This window comes from Janthinobacterium sp. 64 (assembly GCF_002813325.1).
Taxonomy (GTDB): domain Bacteria; phylum Pseudomonadota; class Gammaproteobacteria; order Burkholderiales; family Burkholderiaceae_D; genus Janthinobacterium.
Window position 1 is genome coordinate 1,847,158 of the sequence record NZ_PHUG01000001.1, and the last position, 16,833, is coordinate 1,863,990.

The window sequence follows — 16,833 nt, forward strand, 5'->3', positions numbered from 1 at the left end:
TCCTGGGTTCTCCAGCTCGCTCAGAAAAGGCGCGCCAGATCGGCTGCCAGCTCGCCATCATCCATATCGGCTCCTTAGTTTCCCAGGCTTATGCTAACCATGGCGAACGCTGGCATATTGATGGAACTCAAACTAGTTGCCCAAACGTAAAAAAGCCGCATCGGCCCTGCGGCGGATGCGGCTTTTATCCCAGCTGGGAAAAATTACTTCTTCGCAGCTTTCGGATACTTGATCGTCATTTCCTTGAGCAAGTTATCCGCGTGGTCCACTTCCTTCATCACCCACAGCATGTAGCGGATGTCGAGGTGGATGGCGCGCGTGATGGCCGTGTCGAAGTACCAGTCCTTGGTGATCGATTCATACGTCGAATCGAAGTTCAGGCCGATCAGCTCGCCACGCTTGTTCATCACGGCCGAGCCGGAATTGCCGCCCGTGGTGTCGGCGCTGGTCAAAAAGTTGACGGGCACCGTACCCAGGGCCGGGTCGCGGAACTGGCCGTAGCGTTTTTCCTTGACGGCATCAATCAAGCCTTGCGGCGCTTCGAACGGGGCCTTGCCCGTGACTTTTTCAACGATGCCTTCCACGGTCGTGAATGGTCCCTTGGTCAGCCCATCGCGCGGCGAATACGGCGACACCGTGCCATACGTCACGCGCAGAGTCGAGTTGGCATCAGGATAGACCGGCTTGCCTTGCGACTTCTTCCACGCGACCACGGCTTGCATGTATTGCGGAATCACGCGTTCCAGGTTGCCGTCGATTTCCTTGCGGCGCTCTTCCAGCGCCAGTTCCACTGGCTGCAGCTTGACAGCCAGCGCCATGAAGGCGTCGTCGGACCGGGCAACGGCGGCCTGGTCCTTTTCCAGCCAGGCCAGGCGCTTGGCCGTGTCAGCCAGATGCGTCTGCTGGTACAGGGCCGCCACGGCGCTTGGGGCCGGCAGCAGCGCGTCGAGGCCTTGCGGATGGCTCTTCGCGGCCAGTTGCGCGTAACGCTTCAGGCCGGCTGCAAAACGCGCCTGGTCGACCTGGTTGACGTACGACTGTTCCAGGCGGGCCAGACGGGCCTTGATAAAGGCCAGGTCGCGTTGCTGGAAGCCCGATTCGCGCTCGGCGTCCGGCTTCTGGCGCTCCAGCGACAAACGGTAGATGGTGCGCGCGCTTTTCAGCAAGTCGCTGTTGGTGGCCACGGACCAGGCGAACTCTTCTTCGCTCAAGGCCATGTCGCTGGCGATCGCCGCGTCAAGTTCGGCCAGCAGGGTCGTCGACACATTCGGCTGCTTCGCATACCAGGCGCGGAATTCGGCATCCTGCACGTCCTTGATGGCGGCGATGTCCTTGCGGGCGAAACCGTCGAGCAAGCCCTGGGTTTTCTTCAGCACGTTGTTGATGCTTTTGACCACGCTCGCATAGCGCACGGCAGCGGCAGCGTCGCCCTGCGTCGCCTCGGCCATCACGGCCAGGTCGGCTTGCAGTTCGGATACTTTCAGCGGGAAAGCCGTATCGCGCGCGAAGCGGATTTCCGCCGGCAGCTTGTAGCGGCTGGTGCGGCCGGGGTAGCCCGCCAGCAAGATGCCGTCGCCGGCTTTCAAGCCTTCGGCCGAGACCACCAGGAAGTCCTTCGATTTGTACGGCACGTTGTCGGGCGACGGGTCGGCCGGACGGCCATCCTTGCCCACGTAGGCGCGCAGGAACGAGTAGTCGCCCGTGTGGCGCGGCCATTCGTAGTTGTCGATGTCGCCGCCGAAGTTGCCGATCTTGTCCGATGGCGCGTAGACCAGGCGCACGTCGCGTATCATCATCTGGCGGATGCGGTAGTACTCGAGGCCGCGGTGGAAGGCGGGCACGGAGCAGCGGTACATCTTGTCCGTTTCGCATTCGGCGATCAAGTCCTTGACGCGCTTTTCCACCGCTTCGTGGCGCGCGCGGCCCGTCATATCGGCCGTCAAGCCTTTCAGCACGCGCTCGCTGACGTTCTCGACCTTGTCCGTCACATACACGAGGCTGTTCGGACCGCCCGGCAGCTCGCTAGCGCGTGTCTTGGCCAGGAAGCCGTTGGTGATGTAATTGTGTTCCGGCGTGGAATTGCGCTGCACGGCGCCATACGCGCAGTGGTGGTTCGTCACCACCAGGCCGGCGTCGGAGACGAAAGCGGCCGAGCAGCCACCGAGCGAGACGATGGCACTCATCGGGTGCTTGCTCAGGTCAGCCAGTTTTTCTGCAGGTATGTCGATACCGACCCGTTTCAGTTCGGCTTTCAGCTGTGGCAGTTGGTGTGGTTGCCATTGCCCTTCGTCGGCGTGTGCGCCGGCGAACGCGCCCAACAAGGCGACTGGTAAAACGATTGTTTTGAACAAGATATGCCCCTCCATAAATAGCAGGCGAAAGTATAGCCTGTCACAGGGGGCCTGAGTCGGCAAAAATTAACGCATTGCAATTTCTGTATCAGGCGGCCGGCCGCCCCGCTCCCGGCAAGGGAATCTGCAGGGACAAACGGCAACCGGCGCCCGAGGCCGGCATGCCCACCTCGAAGTGGCCGCCCAGCGCCGTCACCCGCTCGGCAATGCCGATCAGGCCAAAGCACTGCTTCTTGCGCTGCTGCAGCGGCGTGATGCCGATGCCGTTGTCGCTGATGACCACATACACGGCGCAGGCATCCGAGCTGAGCTCGATCTCGGCCTGGCTGGCCTGGGCATGGCGCATGACGTTGCTGAGCGCTTCCTGCACGATGCGGAACAGCACGATCTCGACCTGGCTGCCGATGGCGGCAAACAGGGCCTCGTCGCGTATCAGCAGGCGGCAAGCGACGCCGCTGCGCTTGCGGAAGTCGCCTACCTGCCACTCGATGGCCGCCTGCAAGCCCAGGTCCAACGCCATCGGGCGCAACTCGTTCATGATGCCGCGCACGCTCTTGATGGTGGTGTCGACGTTGCTGAGCACGGCGCCGACCCGGCGGTGCAGGCGCGGATGGGAGCCTTCCGTGCGGGCGCTGAGCATGGAAATATCGATGCGCAGCGCCAGCAGGTTTTGCCCCAGTTCATCGTGGATATCGCGCGAAATGCGCTTGCGCTCGTCTTCCTTGGCCGTTTCCAGGTGCAGCGCCAGCTGGCGCAGCTGCGCATGCGACTGGCGCAACGCGCCATCCATCAGCTTGCGCTCGGTAATGTCCGTGTGCGCCACCACCACGCGCAGCGGCCCTTCACCGAGGAAACGGCTGATCCTGGCCTGCGACCAGCGGGGGCCTGAGCGCGTGGCAAATTCATACTCGAGCGCAAACGTGTCGGCCGTGCCGGCAATCACGGCGCGGATGCCGGCGGACAGCTCGCGTCCCGCGCTGCGCTGCCAGCGCGGGTCCGTCTCACAGAATTCCAGGTACTGCAGCGGCCGTGGCGTTTGCCCGACGAAAGCCAGGCAAGCCTGGTTGGCATGCACGAGGCTGCCCGCCTGGTCCAGCACCAGCACCCGGTCCGTCAGCGAATCGATGGTGGCGTGAAAGAAACGCTCGGCATCGCGCAAGGCTTCCTGTGCCCGCTCGCGCTGCTGCACTTCCAGCTGCAGATGCTGGTTGGCGCGCAGCAATTCAGCCGTGCGGTCGATGACGCGCTGATCCAGTTCGCGGTGCAGTTCGCGCAAGTCCGCTTCGGCCAGCTTGCGTTCCGTGATATCGGAAAACACGCCGACAAAGTGACTGATGCTGCCATCCGGGCTGCGCATGGGCGTGATCGACAGCGATTCGACGAAGCGCTCGCCATTCTTGCGCCGGTTCACCAGTTCGCCATACCAGCTGCCATCCTGGTGCAGGCTGCGCCACATGGTTTCATAAAAATGCGGCAAATGCGTGCCGCCGCCGAGGAAGGACGGATCGCGCCCGATGGCTTCCTCCGCCTGGTAGCCGGTGATGGCGGTGAAGGCGGGGTTGACGGAAATGATGCGGTTGGCGCTGTCCGTCACCAGCACGCCTTCGCGGATGCTGTCGAGGATGACGAAGGCGCGCCGCAAGGCCGATTCGCGCGCATGCTCGTCGCCCAGGTCCGTCACTAGCATGCGCGCCGTGGCGCTGGCCGCATCGAAATTGGCTTCGATGCGCACCATGCGGCCCATGCCGCCCGCCTCGCCTTCGAACAGTTGCGCCTCGAACACCTGGCGCGCGCCGCTGGTAAAGACGGCATCGAGGAAGCGGCGGAAGCCGCCCTGCGCCTGCGGCGCGACGAATTGCTCGAAGCGCAGCCCCAGCAGCTGGTTCTTCTCGCGCTGCAACAAGCCGCAGGCCGCCACGTTGACACGCGTGATGACGCCCTCGCGCGCCAGCGAAAAATAGCTGACGGGCGCCTGTTCATACAGCTGCGCATAACGGTCGCGGCTGCTTTCAAACTCATTCTTCAGCTGTTCCAGCTCGGCCAGGGCCGCACTCTGCATTTCCAGCTCGATCTGGCTGACCTGCAACTCATGCAGCTGGCGCATCACCTCTTCATTCGACCGCGGTGGCGCTACGGACTGACGCTGCTGCGCCGCCAATTGCTCGGCCTGCTCTCGCAACCTGGCCAGTCCGCCCCCGTCGTCGAATGGTTCGCTCATGACACGCTATCTCCCGCTTTCCCGTCGGCCACGGCGCCGAACTGGATCTGGCGCAACTGGGCTTCCAGCAGTTTCGATTCCGTGATGTTGATGAAGGTCACCACCACGCCATCGATCACGTTTTCGATCGTGCGGTACGGCATGATGCGTACGTTGTACCAGCGTCCCGTCTTGGTTTCCACTTGCCGCTCGCAAAACACGAGGCTGCGGATCACTTCCAGTGCGTCCACTTCCAGGTTCGGGTAGGCCAGGTCGTTGACGATGTCGCTGAGCGGGCGGCGCAAGTCGGTCTGGATCAGCTTGTAGATTTGCGTGGCCGGCGCCGTGAAGCGGCGGATGCGCAGGTCGCTGTCGAGGAAGATGGTGGCGATGTCCGTGCTGTTGAGCAAATTCTTCATATCGCTGTTGACCAGCGACAAATCATCGACCTTCGATTGCAGCTCGGCATTGACGGTGTACAACTCTTCGTTGAGCGACTGCATTTCTTCCTTCGACGTCGTCAGTTCCTCGTTCGTCGATTGCAATTCTTCATTGGTCGACTGCAATTCCTCGTTGGCCGATTTCAGTTCCTCGCGCGAGGTCTGCATCTCGTCGCGCACGGCCTGGATTTCATTGCGCGCCTGGATCAGCTGCTGCTCCAGTTCCAGCACCTTCGGGTTCGGCGAGCGGCCGCGGCGCACTTCGGCCACGAGCGGCACGCTGGAAAACGTGACGAACACCATGCCACGCAAGGATTCAGGCTGGCTCAGCGCTTCCGCGCTCAGGTCCACGCCCAGCGATTGGCCCAAATGGTCCCTGACCACCAGGCCCTTCAGGCGCACCACGCTTTCGCTTTGCAGCGCTTGCTTGATGAGTCCTGCCAACTCATAGCGCAAGCCTTCGCGCGCCATCGCATGGATATTCCAGTTGGCCTTGCCAGCAGCCGGCTCCAGAAACGCGCCCGTGCGGCCGTTGATGTACAGGATGTCCCCATCCTGGTTCAGCAGCGCGGCAGCCGGTGAATATTTCTGGAGCAATAATTGCTCGACATGCGATTGTATCTTTCCGGTCATGCTGACTTCTCTCGTGTCGCTAGGTGTAGGGGGGGATGCCAACGATACCTTGGTAGGAAAATACGTGGGCAGGCGCTGGCGCGCCAGGTTGTCGAGGCGGCGGTACAGCCGGGTCGACGTGGTCAGGGGCGAAAACAGGTCGGAAAAATGACCGGGCGTGTCTGCGCTGCCCAGCAACAAAATTCCGTCCCGGTTCAGGGCGTAATGAAACAAGGGTATCAAACGCTGCTGCAGCTTGGCATTGAGGTAAATCAACAGATTGCGGCAGCACAAGATGTCGAGCTTGGTGAAAGGCGGGTCGGAAATGATGTTTTGCTGGGCAAAGATGATCGAATTGCGGATCTCTTTTTTCACGTGGTAGTCGTTCTTGTCGCGCAAGAAGAAACGCTCCAGGCGCTCGGCCGAGACATCGCTGCTGATACTGTGCGGAAAACGCCCCTGGCGCGCGCGGTCGATGGCGTCGCCCGACAGGTCAGTGGCAAAAATCTGCAGGCTGTACTTCGACGGCGGGTTGCTGCTGGCCACCACTTCATGGAAGACCATGGCCAGCGAATAGGCTTCCTCTCCCGTCGAACAGGCGGGCACCCAGGCCTTGAAGGCGCGCCCGTCCGGATGGGCCGCCAGCATTTGCGGCAAGACCACCATCTTCAGGTACTCCCACACCTTCTGGTCGCGGAAGAAGCTCGTCACGCCGATCAGCAATTCCTTGAACAATAAATCGATTTCAGCGGGATTGGCGCGCAAATACGGCACGTATTCTTCCATCGACGTCATTTGATACAAGCTCATACGCCGCTCGATGCGGCGCAGCACCGTATTGATCTTGTAGTCGGTAAAGCTGTTGCCCGTGTGCGCCGACAGCAAGCCCACAATTTCCTGCAGGGAATTGCGGCCGCCCGGTTCGTGACCCGGCAAGCTGAGAAAGCTGCTGCGGAACAGATAGCTGATGATCTTCTCCGGCATCTTGTCGGGAAAGTCGATCAGGTCCACCACTTCTGCGGAAATTGCGCTCTGCGGCATCATGTCGAACTTGGCCGTATCCGGGTGCTGCGCCAGAGTCAGGCCGCCCACCTGCTTGATCGCCTGCAAGCCGCGCGTGCCGTCGCTGCCCATGCCGGAAAAAATCACGCCCACGGCCAGTTCGCCCAGTTCACTGGCGAGGCTCTCGAAAAAAGTATTGATGGGCAGGCGGTGCCCGCGCAGCTGCAGCGGCTCGCTGAGCAGGAAACGCCCCCTGGACAGGCTCAGGTCCGCGTTCGACGGTATCACATAGATATGGTTGGGCCGCAATTCCGCCTGGTGCGTGATTTCCGTGACGGGGATGCTGGTGGCGCGCTGCAGTAATTCCGGCAGCATGGCCTTTTGCGTGGGATCAAGGTGCTGGATCACCACATAGGCTATCCCGCTTTCCTGCGGCACGTTCGCCAGGAAGGCGACGATGGGATCGAGTCCACCGGCGGATGCGCCGATGGCCACCACAGGGAAAACGATGGCGGCCAACTCGGGAACGGAAGTATTGCTGTGTTTGCTGCGTGTCATCTTCGGCAAGAATGCAGCGCGGCACGTGCGCCAGGCTGGCGGATGGATAATATTCCATTCTAGCATCCAAGACGCACGGCAAAACGCGAATTTGGCGCAGGGATTTCACCTGCGCCAGCCTGCCGCGTTGCTACTTCCCTTACTGCGCCTGCGGCGCATGCCAGCCGCCGCCCAGCGACTGGATCAGGGCCACGGCCGTCGTCTGGCGGTCCGCCTGCGCCTGCACCAGCGAACGGCGCGCCGACAGGGCCGTCACTTGCGCCGTCACCACATCCGTGTAGCCGACCTGGCCCGCGTTGTAGCGGTTCAGCATCTGCTGCTCGACCTGATCGGCGGCGGACGACGCCTGCTGGCGCAAGGCCAGCTGCTCGGCCAGCGCGCGCGTGGCCGACAACTGGTCTTCCACGGCGCCAAAGGCACTGAGTACCGTCTGGCGGTAACGGGCCACGGCCGCTTCATGCCCCGCCTTGGCCGCATCCACGCTGGCCGTGGTGGCGCCCGCGTTGAACAGCGTTTGCGCGGCCGACACGCCCAAGGACCACAGGCTCGACGATGCATTGAACAGGTCGCCCACACGGCTGGCGCCGGAACCGTACGATCCCGTCAGGTTCAGGCTCGGATAATAGGCCGAGCGGGCGATGCCGATCTGCTCGTTGGCAACGGCCACCCTGCGCTCGGCGGCCGCGATGTCGGGACGGCGTTGCAGCAGGGTCGACGGCACGCCCAGCGGCACCTCCGGCACGGTCATGGTCCACGGCGCCACGGCCAGGCTGAAGTCGGACGGCGCGCGGCCCAGCAGGATGGCGATCGCGTGTTCGAGCTGGGCGCGCGCACGCGTCTGGCTCGACAGGTCGATCTGCGCATTGGCCAGCTGCGTCTGCGCCTGCAGCAGATCGGACTTGGCGGCGATGCCGGAGTTGAAGCGGTTGCTGGTGATCTCGAGCACGCGCTTGTAGCCGTCGATGGTGGCAATGAGCAGCGCGATCTGCGCATCGCTCTGGCGCAGCGAAAAGTAATTGGTGGCCAGTTCGCCCTGCGCCGACAGGCGCGCTGCGGCCAGGTCGGCCGCGCTGGCGGCCGCGCTGGCGTCGGCCCCCGTCACGCCGGCGCGCAGCTTGCCCCACACGTCCGGTTCCCACGAGGCGCCGATGGCGGCCTTGAAATTGTTGTTCGTCTGCTGCTCGCCCCCGCCGCCGGAGCGGGCGCCGCTGCCCGTCAGGTTCACCGTCGGGAACAGCGAGGCGCGCTGTTCGCGCACCAGTGCGCGCGCCTGCTCGTAGGAGGCGATGGCGGCGGCCACGTTCTGGTTCGATATGTCGATGCCTTCGGCCAGCTGGTTCAGCTGCGCGTCGCCGAACAGGGTCCACCACGGCCCCCGTTCCAGGGTATCGGCCGGCACGGCGGGCTGCCAGCCGGCCGCCTCCTTGAACGTTTGCGGCGCGGCGGCCGTCGGCGTCTCATACGCGGGGCTGACGGCGCAGCCGGCCAGGAGAACTGCAGCCGCCGCCAATGCCAGCAGGTGGCGTGCGGGGACGGCGGATGGAATAGGTTTTACTTGCTTCATGATTGTGTGCTCGGGTTATCTGGCCCAGGAATGCGGCTCAATTGCTGCTCGTCGGCGCTGCGCGTGCGCAGCTTGTCGAGCAGGATGTAGACCACCGGGGTGGTCAGCAATGTGAGTAACTGGCTGGCAATCAGGCCACCGATGATGGCGACCCCCAAGGGCTGGCGTAGCTCCGACCCCTCGCCGAAACCGATCGCCAGCGGCAAGGCGCCAAGCGCCGCCGCCAGGGTGGTCATCAGAATGGGGCGGAAACGCAGCAAACATGCCTCGCGCACCGCCTCCACCGCTGTCAGGCCGCGCGAACGCTCGGCCTCCAGCGCGAAGTCGATGATCAATATAGCATTTTTCTTGACGATACCGATCAACAGGAACACGCCGATCAGGGCGATGATGGAAAACTCCATGCGGAACAGCAGCAGCGCCAGCACGGCGCCCACCCCTGCCGACGGCAAGGTCGACAGCACGGTGACCGGGTGGATCAGGCTTTCGTACAAAATGCCCAGCACGATGTAGATCACCACGATGGCCGCCAGGATCAACAGCGGCTGCTCCTTGTTGCTGTCCTGCGCGCTCTTCGCCGAACCCTGGAAGCTGCCGCGCACGTTGACGGGCATGCCGATTTCCGACTCTGCCTGGGCCACGGCCGCCTGGCCGTCGCTGAGCGGATAGCCGTCGGCCAGGTTGAACGACACGGTGGTGGCCAGTTCGCCGCCCTGGTGGTTGATGGAGGTCGCCGTCGAGCTTTCGGCAAAGCTGCTGAACGACGACAGCGGCACCATGTGCGCCAGGGTCGTGGACAGGGCCGAGCCGCTGGACGGATCGCGCGCTGCCGTCGTGCTGGACGACGTCGCAGCGACGGCGCTGGTGGTGGCGGTCGTGGCGGTGGCGGCAACGGCCGCCGCATTCGACGCCGGCACATACACGGAGCGCAGCGCTTCCGGGCTTTGCGCATAGCGCGGCGCCACTTCCATGATCACGTGGTACTGGTTCAGCTCATCGTAGATGGTCGCCACCTGGCGCTGGCCGAAGCTGTTGTACAGCGCATTGTCGATGTCGCGCACCTGCACGCCCAGCTGCGTGGCACGGTCCTTGTCGATGCTGACAAAGGTTTCCACGCCGTTTTCCGCCTGGTCCGTGTCCACGTCGATCAGGGCCGGCTGCAGCTTCATCTGGTCGGCCAGTTTCGCCGCCCATTTCTTCAGGTCCGCCTGGTTATCGCTGATCAGGGTGTACTGGTAGGTCGAGTTGCTGGAGCGCCCGCCCATGCGCAAGTCCTGCACGGGGTTGAGGAACAGCGAAATGCCCGTCACCTTGGCCAGCTGCGGGCGCAGGCGCGCGATCACGGCCTGGCCCTTGTCCGTGCGCTGCGACGCCGGTTTCAAGTCGATGAACATGAAGCCGCCGCCTGCCCTGCCGCCGCCCGTAAACCCCACGACGGTAGCGACGGCCGGATCGTCCTTGATGATGTTGACCAGCTGGCGCAATTTACCCTGCATGGCCTGGAACGAGATGCTCTGGTCGGCGCGCATGCCGCCATTGATCTGGCCCGTGTCCTGCTGCGGGAAGAAGCCCTTGGGCGCGGCCGCGAACAGGTACACGTTCAGGCCGACGACGAACACGAGGATGGCCATCACGAGCGCGGCGCTGGACAAGGCCCAGTCCAGGCAGTGCTCGTAGACTGTCAGCATGCGTTCGAAGCCGCGCTCGAACCAGCGCGCGACAAGACCTGGCGGCTTGTGCTGCTGCCCGCTTTTCAGCAGCCAGGCGCACATCATCGGCGTGGTGGTCAGTGAAATGACGAGCGAAATCATCACGGCGGCCGACAGGGTCACGGCAAACTCGCGGAACAAGCGCCCCACCTGCCCGCCCATGAACAGCAGCGGGATAAAGACGGCCACCAGCGACAGGCTGATCGACAGCACCGTAAAGCCCACTTCGCGCGCGCCCAGCAGGGCCGCCTTGAAGCGGTCCATGCCCGCCTCGATGTGGCGCTGCGTGTTTTCCAGCACCACGATGGCATCGTCGACGACAAAGCCCGTGGCCACCGTCAGCGCCATCAGGGACAGGTTGTTCAAACTGAAGCCCAGCACGTACATGACGCCAAAGGTACCCAACAGCGAGACGATGGTGGCGACGGCCGGGATGATGGTGGCGCGCACGCTGCGCAAAAAGGCGCTGACCACCAGCACGACGAGCACGATGGACAGGATCAAGGTGAACTCGATCTCGTGCAGCGAGGAGCGGATGGAATTGGTGCTGTCGGACGCCACCTGCAGCTTGATGTCGCCCGGCAGCTGCGCCTGCAGTTGCGGCAGCAGCGCGCGCACGCCGTCCACCGTGGCGATGACGTTGGCGCCCGGCTGGCGCGTGATCAGCACGATGACGGCCGGGTCGCCATTGAACAGGCCCAGGGTATTGTTGTTTTCCACGCCGTCGACCACTTCGGCCACGTCATCGAGGCGGATGGCGGCGCCGTCGCGCCAGGCCACCACCAGGCTGCGGTAGTCGGCCGCGCTGCGCCCGCCCGAGGCCGTGCTGGCGCCCGAATAGATCTGCAGGCTGCGCGCGTCGCCGGAAATCGCCCCCTTGGGACGGTTGGCGTTGGTCGCCTGGATGGCCGCGCGCACGTCTTCCATCGACACGCTGTAGTGATTGAGCTGGTAAGGCAGCAGTTCCACGCGCACGGCCGGCAGCGAGCCGCCGCCCAGTTCCACGTCGCCCACGCCTTTGACTTGCGCCACCTTCTGCTGCACCAGGTTCGACACGGCATCGTAGATCTGGCCTGGCGTGCGCGTTTTTGACGTCAGCGCCAGGATGATCACGGGCGCGTCGGATGGATTGGCCTTGCGGTAGGTGGGGTTGCTGCGCAGGGTGGCCGGCAAGTCCACGCGCGCGGCGGCAATGGCCGCCTGCACTTCGCGCGCGGCCGAATCGATCTTGCGGTTCAGGTCGAACTGCAGGTTGATGCGCGCCGAACCCGTGCCCGACGACGACGTCATCTCGTTCACGCCCGAGATCACGCCCAGGCGCCGTTCCAGCGGCGTGGCCACCGACGTGGCCATGGTCGCGGGGCTGGCGCCGGGCAGGCTGGCGCTGACGGAAATGGTCGGATAGTCGACCTGCGGCAGCGGCGAGACGGGCAGCACGAAGAAGGCGCCGATGCCCGCCAGCGCGATGCCGATGGTCAGCAGCACGGTGGCGATGGGACGCTTGACGAACGGTTCGGACAAGTTCACGCGGCGCTCCCCGCGTTATCGGCCGGCTTGTCCAGCTTGACGCCCCGCGTTCTGGAGGCGAAGCGCTGGCCCAGGCGGTCGAAGCCCAGGTAGATGACGGGCGTGGTAAACAGGGTCAGCACCTGGCTGACGATCAGGCCGCCGAAAATGGCCAGGCCCAGCGGACGGCGCAACTCGGCGCCCTCGCCCCAGCCCAGCATCAGCGGCACGGCCGCGAACAGGGCCGCCAGGGTCGTCATCAAAATAGGACGGAAACGCAGCAGCGCCGCCTGGTGGATGGCTTCCTGCGGGCTTTTCCCTTCATCGCGCTCGGCCTCGATGGCGAAGTCGATCATCATGATGGCGTTCTTTTTCACGATGCCGATCAGGAGGATGATGCCGATGATGCCGATCACGCCCAGGTCCTGCCCGGAGATCATCAGCGCCAGCAAGGCGCCCACGCCGGCCGACGGCAGGGTCGACAAGATCGTCAGCGGGTGGATATAGCTTTCGTACAGCACGCCCAGCACGATGTAGACGCAGACGACGGCGGCCAGAATCAGCCACAGCTGGTTCGACAGCGAATTTTCATACGCGCCGGCCGCGCCGAGGAACGTCAACGTCACCGATGGCGGCAAGGCGATGTCTTTCGCCGCCTGGCGGATGGCGTCGACGGCGCTGCCCAGCGCCACGTCTTGCGTCGTGTCGAAGCCGAGCGTCGTGGCCGGGTATTGCGCCACGTGCGTGATTTGCAGCGGCGCCTGTTTTTCGCTGACGCTGGCAAACGCGGACAGCGGCGTCGACTTGCCGGACCCCGTGCGCACCTGCAGTTCCGACAGGTCGGCCGGCGTGGTGACGATGCCCGGTTGCGCTTCGAGAATCACGCGGTACTGGTTGGTTTCCGTGAAAATGGTCGAAATGATGCGCTGGCCGAAGGCGTTGTACAGCGCGTCGTCGACGGTTGCCGTGGTGACCGACATGCGCGCGGCGCTGTCGCGGTCAATCGCCACCGTGACGGCGGCGCCCGTGGCGCCCGCATCCGTGACGACGTTGCGCAGCTGCGTTTTTTCACGCATGCGCGCGGCCAGCTTGCCGGCCCACTCGGTGACGGTGGCCGTGTCGGCCCCTTCGAGCGAGACGCGGTACTGCGTCGGGCCCGATTCCGCATCGATGGTGAGATCCTGTGTAGGCTGCAGATACAGGGTCACGCCGGCCACCTTGGCCACGCGGTTGCGCAGGCGCTCCATGATCTCGTCCTGGCTGCCGCTGCGCGGACGCTTCAGGTTGATCAGCATGCTGCCCGTGTGCAGCATGGTGTTGTTGGCCGCATCGACGCCGACGAGGGAACTCAGGGTATCGACAGCGGGGTCTTCCAGCAGCGCGCTGGCGGCGGCCTGCTGCAAGCTAGCCATGCGTTCGTAGGAAACGGCTTGCGAGGTTTCGATGCGCGCCTTCAGCTGCCCCGTGTCCTGCGTGGGGAACAGGCCTTTCGGAATGGTGACATACAGGATAACGGTCAGCAGCAAGGTGGCCAGGGCGACGAGCAGGGTCAATCCCTGGCGTTTCAATACCCACACGAGCGCATGGTCGTACTGCACGATGACGCGGTCGAGGAAAGCCTGGATGCGCTGGCCCGTGGCGCTGACTTTTTCATCGGCGTGGCTTTTCAGCCAGCGCGCCGACATCATCGGCACCAGGGTCAGCGAGACCACGGCGGAAATCAGAATCGTGATGGCCAGGGTCATGGCAAATTCGCGGAACAAGCGGCCCACCACGTCGCCCATGAACAGCAGGGGAATCAGCACGGCGATCAATGACACGGTGAGCGAGATGATGGTAAAGCCGATCTGCGACGCGCCCTTCAGGGCGGCGGCCATCGGCGTTTCGCCCTCCTCGATGTAGCGGGCGATGTTTTCGATCATGACGATGGCGTCATCGACGACAAAGCCCGTGGCGATCGTCAGGGCCATCAGGGAGAGGTTGTTCAGGCTGTAACCGAGCAGATACATGACGCCGCAGGCGCCGATCAGCGAGATCGGCACGGACAGGCTGGCGATCACGGTGGCGCGCATGCTGTGCAAAAAGGCGAAGATCACCAGCACCACCAGCAGCACGGACAACAGCAGTTCCATTTCCACGTGTTCGACCGAGGCGCGGATGCCCGTCGTGCGGTCGCTCAGCACGTCGAGCTTCATGGCCGCCGGCAGGCTGGCCTGCAGGTCGGGCAGCAGGGCCTTGATGGCGTCGACCGTCTTGATGACGTTGGCGCCGGGCTGGCGCTGCACGTTCAGGATGATGGCTGGCTGCTTGCCCGACCAGGCACCCAGGCGCGTGTTTTCCGCGCTGTCGACGACGTTGGCCACATCAGCCAGGCGCACGGGCGCGCCGTTTTTATAGGTGATGATCAGGCGCTTGTAGTCTTCCGCCGTCACCAGCTGGTCATTGGCATTGATGGTAAACGAACGCGTGGGGCCGTCGAAACTGCCCTTGGCGCTGTTGACGTTGGCCGCCGCGATGGCCGTGCGCAGGCTGTCGAGGCCCAGGCCGTACGAGGCCAGCAATTTGGTGTCGCCCTGGATGCGCACGGCCGGACGCTGGCCGCCCGACAGCGAGACGAGGCCCACGCCGTTGACCTGGCTGATTTTCAGCGCCAGGCGCGTGTTGACGATGTTTTGCACCTGCGTCAGCGGCATCGTGTCCGAGGTAATCGCCAGGGTCAGCACGGGCGCGTCGGCCGGGTTGATCTTCGCGTACACGGGCGGCGCCGGCAAGTCGGTCGGCAGCAGCGAGCCGCCCGCGTTGATGGCCGCCTGCACTTCCTGCTCGGCCACGTCCAGGGTCTGGCCGAGCGTGAATTGCAGGGTGATGAGGGAGACGCCGGCCGCGCTGGTGGAACTCATGCGCTGCAGGCCCGACATCTGTCCGAACTGGCGCTCCAGCGGCGCCGTGACGGTCTGCCCCATGACTTCCGGGCTGGCGCCCGGGTACAGGGTCTGCACCTGGATGGTGGGGAAGTCCACCTGTGGCAAGGCGGCCAGCGGCAGGAACTTGAAGCCGACCAGCCCCGCCAGCACGATGGCCAGCATCAGCAGCGCCGTGGCGACGGGGCGCTGGATGAATGGCGTCGATGGACTCATTGCGCTGCGCCCTTCGCTGGCGCGGTAGCTGGCACTGCGGCTGGCGCGGATGCGGAAGCCGAGGCCGAAGCACTGGCCGCGCCGTCAGCCGGCTGGCGGCGGTGGCGGCGTTCGCCATTCGCTCCGGCGCCACCGGCGCCTGCACCGCGCGCGCCGGCCGGCTTGTCGCCCGCCAGCGTGACTTTCGCGCCTTCCTTCAGGCGGTCGGCGCCTTCCGTGATGACTTGCTCGCCCGCTTCCAGGCCGGCGCGGATTTCCACCATGTCGGTGGTGGCCTGGCCCCGCGTGACCATGCGCACGGTGACGGTTTTATCCGCTTTCAGCACATACACGAAGTCGCCGTTGTTACTGTGGCGCAGGGCCGTCACGGGCACCAGCACGGCGCCCGTGATGTTGCCCAGTTCCAGGCGCACGTTGACGAACTGGCTGGGGAACAGCGCCATCTTGTCATTCGCGTAGCGGGCCTTGGCGCGCACGGTACCCGTCTGCACGTCGACCTGGTTGTCCAGCGCGCTCAAGCTGCCCTGGTCCAGCGTATGCGTGCGCGTGCGGTCCAGCGCCAGCGCCGCCAGGGCCGAACCGGCATTCAGGCGCTCCTGGATGGTCTGCACTTTATCCTGCGGCACGGAAAACTGCACGTCGATGGGCGACAGCTGCGTCACCACCACCACGCCGCCCGCGTCGCTGGTGCTGACCAGATTGCCGATATCGACCACCTTCAGGCCTGCGCGGCCACTGATCGGCGACACCACTTTCGTATAACCGAGGTTCAGTCTGGCCGTGCCTTCGGCGGCGCGGTCCGTCATGACGGTGCCTTCCAGCTGTTTCACCAATGCGGCCTGCGTATCGACATCCTGGCGCGCGATGGAATCCTGGCCCAGCAGGGTTTGATAGCGTTTCAGGGTCAGGCGCGCGTTTTCCAGCTGCGCTTCATCGCGCTGGCGCTGGCCCGTGGCCTGCATCAGCGCCATCTCGAACTGGGCCGGGTCGATCTGCGCCACCACCTGGCCCGCCTTGACCATGCCGCCTTCCTTGAATTTCAGCTCTTTCAAAATACCCGACACTTGCGGGCGCACCGTCACGGTGGATGCGGCCGTCACCGTGCCCAGCGCATCGAGCACCACGGGCAGGTCGGACTTGACGGCCGTGGCCACGCCGACGGTGGTCGAAGGGCCGCCGCGGCGCCCGCCCGGGCCACCGGGCCCGCCTGGGCCGCCCATGCCGGGGCCGCCCTGGGCGCTGGCGCCCGAGTGGGTCAGGTACCAGGCACCGCTCCCCAGCGCCGCCATCACGGCCAGCGCGATGACCGTGCCGACGATTTTCGAACGGCGGCTGCGCCGTGGGGTATTGGGTGTTGTCTGCGAATCCATCGCTTATCCTTGTATATGCCGCTGGCACGGCGAGTCTGTGGCGCCGGCCGAGGTGGGACACACTCAGGCCGGACGACCGTTTTTCGGGGTTGAATGAGCTACAAAGCGTCAGGGAGTCAAGAGCTGAAAATCAGCTGAAAAAACATCGTTCCCCAAGGTGAAACGACTCTAGCATAGTCATGTATCTGTTTCATTTCTGCTTGAAACAATTACACACAGCCAGGCTGGGATGGGAAGATCAGGAGGACCGGCTGGCGTGCCTGCGCCGTGAGGGAACGCTGGAAAAATCAGGCTTGCGGAGCCTCGCGCCCCGGCGCCAGCGGCGCGCGGGTGACTCGCATGCAGATACAAACTCGCTACAAATCTCCCGCCATCGGCCTTGACCTG

At 64.3% G+C, this 16,833-nt stretch carries 7 protein-coding genes; all 7 read right to left on the reverse strand.

All coding sequences use genetic code 11. The features are described from left to right. Positions 1–203: 203 nt before the first annotated feature. The 7 genes from CLU91_RS08120 to CLU91_RS08150 all read right to left on the reverse strand — a co-directional run bounded on the left by CLU91_RS08120 (position 204) and on the right by CLU91_RS08150 (position 16,446). Positions 204–2,351: a S46 family peptidase gene (locus CLU91_RS08120; protein ID WP_442906425.1), complete on the reverse strand. Its 2,148-nt coding sequence runs from the start codon at positions 2,349–2,351 to the stop codon at positions 204–206. Positions 2,352–2,439: 88 nt separating this feature from the next. Further along, complete coding sequence (locus CLU91_RS08125; protein ID WP_232730672.1) at positions 2,440–4,569, reverse strand: PAS domain-containing sensor histidine kinase; 2,130 nt, start codon at positions 4,567–4,569, stop codon at positions 2,440–2,442. Further along, a complete protein-coding gene (locus CLU91_RS08130) occupies positions 4,566–7,160 on the reverse strand; it encodes a chemotaxis protein CheB (RefSeq protein ID WP_100873752.1) in 2,595 nt (864 codons plus the stop codon). Before CLU91_RS08130 ends, CLU91_RS08125 begins: the two co-directional genes overlap by 4 nt. Before the next feature lie 139 nt (positions 7,161–7,299). Then, the gene (locus tag CLU91_RS08135; protein ID WP_100873753.1) at positions 7,300–8,724 is read right to left on the reverse strand and encodes an efflux transporter outer membrane subunit; all 1,425 of its coding nucleotides are present in this window, start codon (positions 8,722–8,724) and stop codon (positions 7,300–7,302) included. Next, positions 8,721–11,960, reverse strand: a complete 3,240-nt coding sequence (locus CLU91_RS08140) for an efflux RND transporter permease subunit (protein ID WP_100873754.1) — start codon at positions 11,958–11,960, stop codon at positions 8,721–8,723. The genes CLU91_RS08135 and CLU91_RS08140 overlap by 4 nt, the downstream gene beginning before the upstream one ends. Next, positions 11,957–15,076, reverse strand: a complete 3,120-nt coding sequence (locus tag CLU91_RS08145; protein ID WP_100873755.1) for an efflux RND transporter permease subunit — start codon at positions 15,074–15,076, stop codon at positions 11,957–11,959. The genes CLU91_RS08140 and CLU91_RS08145 overlap by 4 nt, the downstream gene beginning before the upstream one ends. Beyond that, positions 15,073–16,446, reverse strand: a complete 1,374-nt coding sequence (locus tag CLU91_RS08150; protein WP_100873756.1) for an efflux RND transporter periplasmic adaptor subunit — start codon at positions 16,444–16,446, stop codon at positions 15,073–15,075. Before CLU91_RS08150 ends, CLU91_RS08145 begins: the two co-directional genes overlap by 4 nt. Positions 16,447–16,833 lie beyond the last annotated feature (387 nt).

Bases quoted from the DNA above. Each gene is read 5' to 3' on its own strand.
- CLU91_RS08125 (WP_232730672.1), bottom strand. From the start codon at position 4,569: ATGAGCGAACCATTCGACGACGGGGGCGGACTGGCCAGGTTGCGAGAG.
- CLU91_RS08130 (WP_100873752.1), bottom strand. From the start codon at position 7,160: ATGACACGCAGCAAACACAGCAATACTTCCGTTCCCGAGTTGGCCGCC.
- CLU91_RS08135 (WP_100873753.1), bottom strand. From the start codon at position 8,724: ATGAAGCAAGTAAAACCTATTCCATCCGCCGTCCCCGCACGCCACCTG.
- CLU91_RS08145 (WP_100873755.1), bottom strand. From the start codon at position 15,076: ATGAGTCCATCGACGCCATTCATCCAGCGCCCCGTCGCCACGGCGCTG.
- CLU91_RS08150 (WP_100873756.1), bottom strand. From the start codon at position 16,446: ATGGATTCGCAGACAACACCCAATACCCCACGGCGCAGCCGCCGTTCG.